This window comes from Paraburkholderia sp. BL17N1 (assembly GCF_003634175.1).
Lineage (GTDB): Bacteria > Pseudomonadota > Gammaproteobacteria > Burkholderiales > Burkholderiaceae > Paraburkholderia.
On the sequence record NZ_RBIW01000001.1, the window covers coordinates 1,311,731 to 1,323,872 of the forward strand.

Here is a 12,142-nt window from a genome sequence, read left to right on the forward strand (position 1 = left end):
CTCCATCGCCGCTGCTTGCGCAGCGGCTCGATCCGTCATTCCTCGAGCAAGGCGTCCGACGGCGCGGCTTCGCGTTGATGGCGCGTCATCAGGAAGTAGACGTAGCCCAGTGCGAGAAAGATTGCGAACACGATCGCCACCAGAAAATTGAAGTAGACCATTGTCGCCAGACAGATGACCGCGGCCACCAGTGCGAACGCCGGAAAGACCGGAAACAGCGGCGCGCGGAACGGGCGCTCCATATTCGGTTCGGTGCGGCGCAGCTTGAACAGCGACAACATGCTGATGATATACATCACGATAGCGCCAAATACCGACATCGTCACGATGTTCGCCGTCAGCGTCTGGCCGCCGAACTGGATTAGCTCGTCGCTGTAGATCGCGGCGATGCCGACCACGCCGCCCGCAATGATCGCGCGATGCGGCGTCTTGAAACGCGGATGCACTTTCGAGAGCCACTCCGGCAGATAGCCGGCGCGAGCCAGCGCGAAAATTTGCCGCGAATAGCCGAGGATAATGCCGTGAAACGAGGCGACCAGCCCGAACAGGCCGAGCCACACGAGCATATGCATCCAGCCGCTATGTTCGCCGACGATGTATTTCATCGCTTGCGGCAGTGGATCGTTGATGTTGGACAGCTTGGTCCAGTCGCCTGCCGCGCCGGCAAACACCATCACGCCGATGGCGAGCACCACGAGCGTCAGAATGCCGGCGACGTAGGCGATCGGAATCGAGCGCTTCGGGTTCTTGGCTTCTTCCGCGGCCATGGCCACGCCTTCGATCGCCAGGAAAAACCAGATGGCGAACGGAATCGCCGCGAACATGCCGTGAAACGAACCCATGCTGAATGTATCGGCACCGGACCAGCCGCCCTTGGTGAAATTCGACCACTGAAAGCCGGGCGACACGACGCCCATGAAAACCAGCAGTTCGAAGATCGCGAGCAGCGTCACGCACAATTCGAACGCCGCGGCGATCTGCACGCCCACGATATTCAGCGCCATGAAGATAAGGTAGGCGCCCATCGCCGCGTGTTTAGGCTCGAGACCCGGAAACTGCACGTGCAGATACGCGCCGATCGCAAGCGCGATGGCCGGCGGCGCAAACACAAACTCCACCAGCGTCGCCGCACCGGCCAGATAACCGCCGGTCGGGCCGAACGCATGGCGGGCGTAGGCGAACGGACCTCCCGCATGCGGAATCGACGTGGTGAGCTCGGTGAAACTGAAAATGAACGTCGTATACATCGCGGCAATGAAAATCGCCGTGATGACAAAGCCGAGCGTGCCGGCGCTCGCCCAGCCATAGCTCCAACCGAAATATTCGCCGGAAATGACGAGGCCGACCGCGATGCCCCACAGTTGCCACGTGCCGAGCGTCTGCTTCAACTCGTGATGCGTGACTTTGCCGACGTGCTGATTCTTCGACTCTGATTTCATCGGACGCTCCCTGATAGTGCCGGCAGCCCGACGCCGCAAGGCTTTGCGGTGCACGGGCGGACAGGCTTGAGCCGATGGTAGTGAGCCATTATTCGAGGTGTTATCGAAATTCGGCAAAGTTCTGGCGGTTCGGTGTCAGCGGGCACTTAATTGAGTATCACGTTCAGCGGGCATTCGACTGAAGTTCGCGGGATTTGGTAAATGGGGACGTGGTACTTTCGTTCGCATCCGTTCGACAATATTTGTGCTCATTTTGTACTCGTTTTTTATTCACCCAGCCATGAATGAATCAGGTAATCGGGCTCGCTACGAAACCCGGCTCGGCCGAGTGCTCGACCATATTTACGATCATCTCGACGAGCCGCTAGACATTAATCGTCTGGCGGAAATCGCCTGTTTGTCGCCGTATCACTGGCACCGGATTTATCAGGCGATGTATGGCGAGATGGTGGCCACTACCGTCCGACGTTTACGGCTGCATCGCGCGGCGGGCTATCTGGCGAACGGTTCGATGCCGATTGTGGAAATCGCCGAGCGCTCCGGCTACAGCAGTCTGCAATCTTTTTCTCGCACCTTTCGTGCGGTGTTCGGCGTGCCGCCGGCGCAGTATCGCAAGCAAGGCACCCATAGCCGGTTCCGGCCGGCGCTATCAGGAGACGATCAAATGACGATGCGTGAAGTGGTGATTCGTCACGTGGAGCCGATAGAAGTTTTGTCGGTCGATCACGTTGGACCGTATATGCAGATCGGTAAGGCGTTCGATGCGTTGTTCGGCTGGCTCGCGAAACACAATTTACTTGCAGGGCAGATGCGCATGGTCGGCGTTTACTACGACGATCCTGGCGTTGTCGCGGAGAGTGAGTTGCGGTCCAAGGCTGGTGTGTTGTTGCCGCATCCGGTTCAGGCATCGGTGACGGTGAGTCCGCCGGTTTCGGTGGTGCAGGTGAAGGGCGGTGAGTATGCGGTGTTAAGGCATCGCGGACCTTATAGCGATATGCGTGCCGCGTATGAGTGGCTGTACGGAACGTGGCTCGTGCAGTCCGGGCGAGAAGCGGCCGATGCGCCGGTGTTCGAAGAGTATTTGAATAGCCCGAAGGATACGGCGCCCGCTGATCTCGTCACGGAGATTTGTTTACCGCTTGCTTGAGCGTATACCTGCCCGGCTCTGCTCTGCTCGCTTGTGCAGCGTGCCGCGCGGGTGCCTCTCTGGTTTTTATAGTCTTTGTATATGTATACGTAGTAATAGTTAACAAGCCTCGCATCCTGCTGTGGATAACCTGAAACTTCGTATACGGATCAAGGCACTGCGGAATCGATAACCCTGCGGAGCCCGCTCGGACAGGAACACGGAGCCAGGGACAACTTTTGTGCGCCCCGGCGACGCGGCGTTTTTATCAAGGTTTCACCCACAACGTGTCAGGTGGCTTGTACACGAGTTGTCCAGACGGGGGTGTGGATAACCAGGCGGGGTTGACGTTGCCCAACCGCATCTCGTCGGTTCTGCATGAACATACGCTGTGTCAGTTATGTTCGACCGCGCAACCGTCAGATTGTCGCCGTCCATCTATGGCGAAAAATCCTTTCGTACGGCCGACGCGTTGACAAGCTCCGGGCGGCTCGCTTATCGTCGCCACGCGGGACGGCTGGTCAAGCACGCCTGGATGCTGGCTACATAGGTTCCGGGCACCACGGGGCTACCCCGTGGATCAACACTACTCCGCAGTTCGTCGCATGAGCCTCAGTTGCGTCTTACGCAAGAGCGCTCACACAGCACAAGACGCGTTGACTGGCCGCCCCGCCTTCCTTTCGCATGTCGCTATCTTCATTGCAACACGTTACCTACGCGATTGCCGATGCCATGCTGGCGGGCTCGCCTGAGCCCGGCGGAATGGTCGAGCGGATGACGCTCGTGCTGGGCGAAAGCGCCCGCTGGATGGATGGGTTGGCGCGCCACGTAGCGAAGCGATTCGCTGCGCGTTGGGATAGCGTCGGGCGCAAGGAGGTTTCGACGGTCGTGGCCGGGATGCCCGGCTTCGTGTCAGCGTGGCGCAGCGAGCAGCCGCCGAGAGTGGTTCGCGTGCTGACGCGGCCGCCGTTTCAGCGCCCGCCTCCGCCGTGGTTGCATGACGTGACCTTGCCTCAATTGCCGACGCTCGGCGATCTGGCCGCCTGGCTAGATATCGAGCCGGGAGATTTGGACTGGTTTGCCGACCGTTGGCGCGTGCCGACGCATGGCGCGGCGACGCCGCTTCATCACTACGCGTACAAGTCGATCGAAAAGCGCGACGGTCGATGTCGGATCATCGAGATTCCCAAGCCGCGATTGCGGGCTTTGCAACGCAAAGTGTTGTCGGGTTTGCTCGACCGTATTCCGGCGCACGAAGCGGCGCATGGTTTTCGACATGGCCGGAATATCGTGACTTTTGCCGCGCCGCATGTGGGGAAAGCGGTAGTGATGCGCTTCGATTTGACCGATTTCTTCGCGTCAGTTCATGCGGGACGCGTTTACTCCGCTTTTTACGCTTTGGGTTACCCGCGGCCCGTTGCAAGGGCATTGACTGCGCTGTGTACCAATCGCATCCCGAGCGGCCGCTTGCTCGCGCCGGATGTGCGCGACCGGATCGACTGGCGGGAGCGGCAGCGCTATCGGAACCGGCATTTGCCGCAGGGCGCGCCGACATCGCCGGCATTGGCTAACCTGTGCGCTTTTCGGCTCGATCTTCGGCTGGCGGGTCTCGCGCGTTCCGTCGGCGCGACTTACACGCGTTATGCCGATGACCTTGCGTTTTCCGGAGACGAGGAGTTTGCGCGTATGGCTGATCGCTTATGCATTCGAGTCGCGGCGATTGCTCTTGAAGAAGGCTTCGGCGTCAACCTGAGGAAGACGCGCGTGATGCGGCGTAGTGCGCGGCAGCATCTGGCCGGGGTGGTGGTCAACAGCCATGCGAATGTGGCGCGGCCGGATTTCGATGCGTTGAAGGCCGTGCTGACCAATTGCGTACAACATGGGTGGCGGTCGCAGAATCGGGATTGTCATCAGGACTTTCGCGCGCATCTTGCGGGGCGCGTGGCACACGTCGGTATGGTGAATGCGGCGAGGGGGGCGAAGCTGAGGACTTTGCTTGAGCGGATCGAGTGGGATGAGGAGAACTAGGCGAACGCGGAGTCGAACGCGGGAATCAACTTGTTAAGCATGCTTCGTGTCCGCCGTCGGCAGCGCCGGTCACAGGCCACTCCGCGTGAAATCCGCTAACAATGTGTTGAGCGCGAGCGGCGACGGATCGACCTGATCGTTTTGCATGAGGCATCAGGCGTGGCTCTCCCCGGATAGCAGGTAGGCGTCGGTACCATGAGCGCCGTTCACAGCGACGAGATCAGCGTGGCACCGCACTTCGTCGGATCTCCGTGATAAGCGACCGCCTTACCGAAATGCCGGCCTGTGCTGTCCTTCGGCAAGATGGCATAGGTGCCCTGGCACTGCGGGACACCACGTCTTGTCGCCCTCGAGTGCGACGGGCACGTCCATCACTTTGAAATCGTCGCAGCGGTCGTCACATGCCCGCCGTGTGTCGTCTTGTCGAGCCCGCCAGAATATTAATTCTATCAAAGACGCAAATTTCCCTCACCCGCCGCACTCGTTGTGGCTCGAAAATATTACCGCTTAATAATTGGATTTGGAAAATTTTTTCTCACTTCTGTGCAATTAACTGGACATCATGTGAAATCGAGGGGCAATGCCCCATAGCTCCATGAGTGATTAAACCGGCGTGGAAAATACATGAATGGCCTTATGCCGAAGCTCTCGAAAGGAGCCCACGGCGTTCAAGCGCCTTCGCCAGCGGCTCCGTTCTCGAAACACCGTATCGGATCGGATTGCCCAGTCGCCCAGCTGACCGAAGACCAATTACGACCTCACCTATATGCCTCTTGCATTAAGTGCAGTCAGAAATCCTGCTTTACAATTTCTTATATTCACAAGCTGGCGGAGTCGTCTGTATTTTTGTATTATCGCTCGGCAGTGCGGGGGCGCATTCGGCTACGGGATAAAAAGAGGCGGTATGGGAGCGCAAGAAATTATCAGCACAATTGCAGGCGGCCTATCGCAAAGTGATCGCTTGCTCAAATTGGATACACCGCTTGGGGCGAATATATTGGTGCCTCAATTCGTAGCGGGCCGCTCGCGCATCGGGCGGCACTTCGAGTTCACCGTCGACGTGGTATCCGCTGCAGGCGGCATAGAACTCAAGAAGCTAATTGCCCAACCGGTAACGCTTTGGATTCAGCAAGCCGACAAATCGTATTTGCCGCACAACGGCTACGTGCATACGGCACGGCGACTCGGTTCGAACAGCGGCCTGACGAGCTACCAGATCGGCTTCGCGTCGTGGATGCATTTCCTGAAGTTCCGCCGCGACCAGCGTATCTGGCAGGACAAAAGCGTCGACGAGATCGTGACGGATGTCTTCAACAGCCATCCGCAAGCCAAGGGCTTATTTCAGTTCGCGCTTTCAAAGCCATTGCCGTCTCGTTCCTATTGCCGACAGGACGAAGATGACTGGAACTTCGTGCACCGACTGCTGGAGTCAGAAGGGCTGTATGGGTTCTGGCAGCAGGCGCAGGATGGCAAATCCCACACGCTCGTGATCACCGACCGGTTGCAGACGTTCGAACCGCTCTCGCCGGAGACGGTGACGTTCTACCGTGCGGGCACGCGCAGTGAGACGGATGCTCTCACGCAATGGTCCGGCACGCGCACGTTGCAGAGCACGACGCTCACTACACGCACGTTCGACTACAAGAACCCCTCGACCCAGTTCAATCCGAAGGGCACGAGCGTGCCGACCATGCCGGATCAAGGCGCGTTGCCGGATCAGACCGAAGTGTACGAATACACCGGCGCGTACACCTATTCCAAGCAGGATCGGGGCGACCAGTTGTCCCGGATCCGGATGGAGGAATGGGAGTCTCAGGCCAAACGGTTTCACGGCGTCGGCGGCTTGCGAGGGATCGAAGCGGGACGACGCTTCATTCTGAATGGCCACCCGGACCACGACCGGGATCAGGCGAGCCAGAAGGAATTCGCGGTGATCGAAACAACGTGGATGATCGCGAACAACGTCCCGGTAGGTGGTCAGGGCACAGCGTTCCCGCATAGCCTGCAGCGCACGTTGGAAGAGGTACGTGCGACCCATGGCGATGGCAACGTGCTCAAGGTCTTACACCCAGATGGGTCCGAGGGTTTCTATCTGACGGAAATCGAAGCGCAACGTACGAATGTGCCGTATCGCAGTCCGCTCGAACACAAAAAGCCGCAAATGCATCTCGAGTCGGCGATCGTAGTGGGTCCGCAAGGTGAAGAGGTTTACACGGACGATCTGAACCGGATCAAAGTACAGTTCATCTGGGACCGGGTGAATGGCGGCGACGAGCGGGCTTCATGTTGGGTGCGGGTCGCGCAATCGGATGCTGGTGCCGGCTATGGCGGAGTCCATATGCCGAGGGTCGGGGAAGAAGTTCTGATCGATCACGTCAGCGGCGACTGCGACCGGCCTGTGGTGATCTCGCGCATGTATAACGGCGCGACGAAACCACAGTGGCATTCGAACGGTCTGCTGTCAGGTTACCGGTCCAAAGAATACGGCGGCAATGGTTTTAATCAACTCGTGATGGACGACTCGACGAGCCAGAACCGGGTTCAACTGTACTCGAGCAGCTACAACTCGCATTTGCACCTTGGCTATCTGATCCAGCATTCGGACAACGCGCGTGGTGGTTTCCTGGGCAGTGGTTTCGACCTGAAATCCGACGCTTATGGCGCAATTCGGGCAGGGCAAGGTTTGTATGTTTCTACGCATCCGACGTCGGTCGGACAACCTTTGAGTTCCCAGCCGGCAAGCGAACAATTGATCAATGCGGAAAGCGTGATCGAAGCCGTGTCCGAGGCGAGTGTCGCAGGTCAGGCAGAAAGCATGCGAGCAGGTCAGGATGCCCTGAAAAAGTTTACCGATGCAACCCAGCATAGTGTGACAGGGCGCGATTCGGCTGGAGGGCGAACTGCAGGCGGCGGCACAGGTAGCGCAAATGGTTTTGCGACACCCATCATGCTGATGGCCAGTCCATCGGGTATCGCGCTGTCGACCCCGCAGTCGACTCATATCGGTTCGGACCAGCACATCAATGTAGTTAGCGGGCAGGACACCTACCTTGCCACCGGGAAATCGCTCGTACTGAGTGTTGTGGAAAAGATCAGTCTGTTCGTACAGAAGGCTGGTATCAAGATGTTTGCGTCGAGCGGCAAGGTAGACATCCAGGCGCAGAACGATGAAATGTCTCTGAGCGCGCTCAAGAATCTTACGATACGCAGTACCGACGCCGCGCTGGCGTTGTCAGGGGCTCAGGATGTAAAGCTGAATAGTGTCGAAAGTCAAATTACGATCGCAGCGAAACAGGGCGTCACTCTGACGAGCGGCGGCGCATACGTGAAGATCGCCAACGGCAATATCGAGCTGGGTTGTCCAGGCAGCATCACGCTCAAGTCCGGCAATTTCCATTGGGAGGGCCCGGCGCAACTCCCCGATTCGGAGAAACTTTGGCCGGGCCAGATTCCCGCTAACTTCAGCACGAAGGTCCTTCTGGACAAGCAACTCCAGGAGCGTATGGGGATGGCGGACGCGATTCCCTATCAGTTCGTCAACGATAGCGGTGCCGTGATCGCAAAGGGAATGATCGATGAGTCCGGTTCGACGCAACGCGTTTTCCACACCAACACGGAAGCCCTAAGCGTACTGCTCGGAGAAAAGGGCGACTGGCTCAAGACCGAACACAACGACGCCGACTGCGGTTGCGGAGTCGACCATGCGGCCGAAGCGTCTCCAGATTTTGTCCAACTCGCGGATCAGCAGTCCCATGAAACAGACGACACCGGTGCGAGCGACGATGGAAAACCGCTTCAATCGTCGATCAACTCAAACTCGGCACCGCTCGCCAGTGCGGACACGAGCGAATTCCAACGCTCGCTGATCGAACATCTCGTGTTCAATGACCCGGCAATCAAACAGGCCATTTTGGATGGTGAGGACTGACGCATGAAGATTGTCGCAATCCTGTGTTTGGCGTTCTGTATTTCTGCAGCCTATGGTGCCGACGCCAAACCTATCCCCGCACATGCGGAATTGAAATTGATGGATGGTGCGAATGATGTAGCGCTAACGGGTATGACCGTCAAAGTGATCAAAGGCTACGTTGGCACACTGACGGCTCATAGCTATGACACGTTCACCAGCTACGTCCTCCCGGAAAAACCCGGAGGCACCTGGCTACAGATACCCGTTGAACAACCTGATAGCAGTAGTTCTGAATTCAGAACCGTCGAGTCTGCAGACTCAACCGTGCAGGCCATTGCAATGTATCGCGCGGCGGATGCGCTTTACGCGGTCGTCGCGACCAAAAATGGCGGTAGCCCGCCCGATCTGTATTTAAAGCCTGCCCCGATCATCTTCAAGGTATACCGGTTCAACGGCAGCCTCGATCTGGCTCGATTCAAGCTCGAGCGGACATCGAGCAGCAAGGCGTCCTACATGGATGCAGGCGATGCGCTGGCCAAAGAATTTTTCTCGAAGTAGAGGCTACACATGTTCGTCAGAGCAACCTACGATCGCGAAAAAAGAACCGTTCATTACTTCGATGAAGAGGGCAATGAAACACTCTACATAGGCGGTTCATTTGCGTGGCGCACCAACAATCCCGGCAACCTGACCAAGCCGCGCGCTTATGTCATGAAGTCGGCTATTGGCTACGCTCAGCGCACGAGCAATGCAAAGTCGTTGTTCATCATTTTCCCCGACCGCGCGGCCGGTCAGGCGGCACATCAGAAGCTGCTTAAGGATGGCTACGGCGACAGCACTATCCGAGGCATGATCACTGTCTACGCGCCGCCATCTGAGAACGATACGGAAGGCTATATTGGCTTCGTGACAAAGAAGGCGGGCGTTTCGTCCACCGATGTCGTCGGTTCACTGCCCGACGACAAGTTCAAAGCTGTGTCTGCAGCGATGGAGCAAAAGGAGGGTTGGGTTCCGGGGGTGATCAAACCTCTGGGCAAACCCGTCCAGGTTCAGATGCTCGACAAGTTGAACCAGCCTTTCGCAGGCCAGGCAATGCAGATTAAAGGAGCAAACGCCAGTTTTGATGCAAAAACCAATGACAACGGCGAACTCCCCTGGATCTATAGCGGCTTGCTCGGGCAGGATGTCACCATCGCCTACAAGCGCGAGTTGGATGACCACGAGAACGTAGGGCAGATTTCCACATCATCGGCGTCCAACGCCTTTACGTTCAACGCCCCATATCATCTGGTCTCCACACGCCCGCGGCTGCATGCAAAAGATGAATCCGCACGTCCACGCGTACACATCGTCCAGCCCGGGGAAACGCTGTCGTCGATAGCTGCGAAATACGGGACCACCATTGATGCGATGGTCGGCGCAAATGGATTGAAGGATGCGAATCACATTTACGCGCATCAGCACCTCAAGGTTCCCTCGGCCGATGCTCAATCTCAGTCGACCGGTCAACCTCATGCACAGGGCACGAGCGCTAAACCGCAGACGACAGTCACCGCCGCCAAACCTGCTACCGACTCTGCCACGCACATTAGCGGCACGGCGGTGAACAACGCAGCGGGAAATAACCGGCCAGCACCAACGCCGCATGTGCCGGCGCCAGCCAGCACCGGCAGCGCGGCGAGTAGTGGATCGAGTGCCACTCCACACCCGTCAGGCGGCGCTGCCGCGCCTGCGGGCGTAGTACATCAGCACGCTCCAAACGGCCATCCCCAAACCGTGGTTAGCTCCCCCACGCTTGAGCCAAGTGGCGTAGCGTGGTGCAGCAAGTTTCCAGGCAGTGCTTCGCTCAGTTCACTGAACGATTCTTTCAAGGCCAACGCCAGCGCGTTTATCGGTGCAATGCGTGATGCGAACATCTCAGTGAGGATCAATGCCGCGCTTCGGCCAATCCAGCGCTCATACCTCATGTTCCATGCCTTTGAAATTGCTAAAGGGCGCGAACGTCCCGACCGTGTGCCACCGTATTCGGGCGTCAACATAGATTGGGTACACCGCAACGCCGACGGCAGCATGGATCTAGACGCATCGATTAAAGCCGCAAAGGAGATGTGCCGCGGCTATGGCATCAATGTCAATTCAGCGATGCAGGCAGTCGGTAGGCCTGGGCGGTCTCGCCACAATTACGGCGCGGCAGTCGACATGAATATCACCGGGTACGTGGGCAAGCGGGTCAAGGACGCGGCGGGCCATGAAGTTGAGCTCAGGTCATTTGCCGACTTGAAGCACGTTGGTGACGGCTACGGCGTGACTTATTATCCCCACGAAAACATGCATTGGTCTGACACGGGTCATTAATCAAGGAAAGTTATGAAAAGAATCGCCGTATCGGTTTTTGTCGCTTTGATCTGCAATTTTGCGAATGCCCAGCATGCCCCGATCGTCGGTGTATGGGAGCAACTGCCCGTTGCCGACGCGCATGGTGGACCCGATGCAGTGCGCCACAATATTGTTTTCGTCGATCAAAAAATTGCCGACGATACGGTGTTCACCGGGCTGGTGGATGCTGGAACGAAGAACGGTGTTCTCTGCTGCGTGAAAGTTAACAAGAACTCGGCCATTACGCTTGCGGAGTTGCTAAAGAATTATCAATGGGATGACGACGTCGCCGATCATCTCAAGAAGATCACCGGCTGGACATATATCTACGAAGCGAGCCTCGTCGATCAGTCTGCGCAGAATCCGAGGATGCGCAAGCTGGTAAAAGATCTAAGCATGCCACCTGCTTTGTCGCCGTATTCCGCAGCGATTGTCTCGGGAAAAATCGCCAGCGAAGAAGTGGACAAAAAATTTTCCACTAGCGATGGAGCAGTCTCTTTTTCCGCGCAGTCGTCGCAGAATAAGAACGTCGTTCAGTATAAGTTTTCGGTCAACGGCCGGCCGGTGAAACTCACTGAACAGACTTTTCCGGATTGATTGATAAAGTTGTTCGGCGCGGGAAGGCGGCCTTTGGTGACATCTGTAGTCAGCTCAAATAACTGGAGAAGTTATGCCTGGAGTGATACGGGTCGGTGATCGTACCAGTTCGAATGGCGAGGTACTGCGGGGTTCAGCAACCTGCTTCTTTATGGGAAAGCCCGTCGCGAGAATCGGGGACGCTGTATCGTGTCCCGAGCACGGTGATAACCATATCGCCAGTGCCACCTCGCAAGCTCGCGATAAAGGCCTGGAGGTGGCGCAACACGGTGATTCATGTGAGTGCGGTTGCACGCTGATTTCGTCTTTGCCGACGGGCGGGCCTAGATAGCGCATCGTGCCGGTCAACGTTGCCCTGTTCGGCAGTAAGTGCCCAATATGGACCTCAATCCTTTTTGGTCCATCTGTTTCGTACAGTTCGGTCATGCCTTTGTCATCCGTTATGTCGTGCCGCAGTACGCTATCCGGCAATTTTGCCGTGTAGTGCGTAGCAGGCATCGGGGATCCATTCGCGTCTCTAAGCTGAAACTGCCGGGAGTGGCACACATGCTCAACGCGTCCTTCAAATCCGATCGTCAACCTCAGGCAGCCAGTCGTAGCCCACTGCGGATACGATGGTCAGATTGACTTCACACTTACAGCGGACGCGGTCTCCCTCAAAGGCGG

The 12,142-nt window shown here is 57.4% G+C and carries 8 protein-coding genes; 7 read left to right on the forward strand and 1 reads right to left on the reverse strand.

Going from position 1 to position 12,142, the window contains the following annotated elements; all coding sequences use genetic code 11:
• Positions 1-35 precede the first annotated feature (35 nt).
• A complete protein-coding gene (gene eat / locus B0G82_RS05710; protein WP_106283980.1) occupies positions 36-1,439 on the reverse strand; it encodes an ethanolamine permease in 1,404 nt (467 codons plus the stop codon).
• 280 nt (positions 1,440-1,719) lie between these two features.
• Here eat and B0G82_RS05715 point away from each other — a divergent pair, with 280 nt between their 5' ends.
• The 7 genes from B0G82_RS05715 (at position 1,720) to B0G82_RS05750 (ending at position 11,807) form a co-directional block, all read left to right on the forward strand.
• Positions 1,720-2,586, forward strand: a complete 867-nt coding sequence (locus B0G82_RS05715; protein WP_121306902.1) for an AraC family transcriptional regulator — start codon at positions 1,720-1,722, stop codon at positions 2,584-2,586.
• An 876-nt stretch (positions 2,587-3,462) separates the two neighbouring features.
• Positions 3,463-4,593, forward strand: a complete 1,131-nt coding sequence (locus tag B0G82_RS05720; protein ID WP_347237479.1) for a reverse transcriptase family protein — start codon at positions 3,463-3,465, stop codon at positions 4,591-4,593.
• A gap of 904 nt (positions 4,594-5,497) precedes the next feature.
• Complete coding sequence (locus B0G82_RS05730; protein ID WP_121306904.1) at positions 5,498-8,521, forward strand: type VI secretion system Vgr family protein; 3,024 nt, start codon at positions 5,498-5,500, stop codon at positions 8,519-8,521.
• Between the two features lie 3 nt (positions 8,522-8,524).
• A complete protein-coding gene (locus B0G82_RS05735) occupies positions 8,525-9,061 on the forward strand; it encodes a hypothetical protein (protein WP_121306905.1) in 537 nt (178 codons plus the stop codon).
• A 9-nt stretch (positions 9,062-9,070) separates the two neighbouring features.
• Positions 9,071-10,858, forward strand: coding sequence for a LysM peptidoglycan-binding domain-containing protein (locus tag B0G82_RS05740; protein WP_121306906.1), 1,788 nt, complete (start codon positions 9,071-9,073; stop codon positions 10,856-10,858).
• 12 nt (positions 10,859-10,870) lie between these two features.
• Positions 10,871-11,476, forward strand: coding sequence for a hypothetical protein (locus B0G82_RS05745; RefSeq protein ID WP_121306907.1), 606 nt, complete (start codon positions 10,871-10,873; stop codon positions 11,474-11,476).
• 73 nt (positions 11,477-11,549) lie between these two features.
• The gene (locus B0G82_RS05750; RefSeq protein WP_121306908.1) at positions 11,550-11,807 is read left to right on the forward strand and encodes a PAAR domain-containing protein; all 258 of its coding nucleotides are present in this window, start codon (positions 11,550-11,552) and stop codon (positions 11,805-11,807) included.
• The last annotated feature ends 335 nt before the right edge of the window (positions 11,808-12,142 follow it).

What these genes read in the sequence shown, in the direction of transcription:
- B0G82_RS05740 (WP_121306906.1), top strand. Translation starts at nt 9,071, where the DNA reads ATGTTCGTCAGAGCAACCTACGATCGCGAAAAAAGAACCGTTCATTAC.
- B0G82_RS05750 (WP_121306908.1), top strand. Translation starts at nt 11,550, where the DNA reads ATGCCTGGAGTGATACGGGTCGGTGATCGTACCAGTTCGAATGGCGAG.
- eat (WP_106283980.1), bottom strand. Translation starts at nt 1,439, where the DNA reads ATGAAATCAGAGTCGAAGAATCAGCACGTCGGCAAAGTCACGCATCAC.
- B0G82_RS05745 (WP_121306907.1), top strand. Translation starts at nt 10,871, where the DNA reads ATGAAAAGAATCGCCGTATCGGTTTTTGTCGCTTTGATCTGCAATTTT.
- B0G82_RS05730 (WP_121306904.1), top strand. Translation starts at nt 5,498, where the DNA reads ATGGGAGCGCAAGAAATTATCAGCACAATTGCAGGCGGCCTATCGCAA.
- B0G82_RS05735 (WP_121306905.1), top strand. Translation starts at nt 8,525, where the DNA reads ATGAAGATTGTCGCAATCCTGTGTTTGGCGTTCTGTATTTCTGCAGCC.
- B0G82_RS05715 (WP_121306902.1), top strand. Translation starts at nt 1,720, where the DNA reads ATGAATGAATCAGGTAATCGGGCTCGCTACGAAACCCGGCTCGGCCGA.
- B0G82_RS05720 (WP_347237479.1), top strand. Translation starts at nt 3,463, where the DNA reads ATGCCCGGCTTCGTGTCAGCGTGGCGCAGCGAGCAGCCGCCGAGAGTG.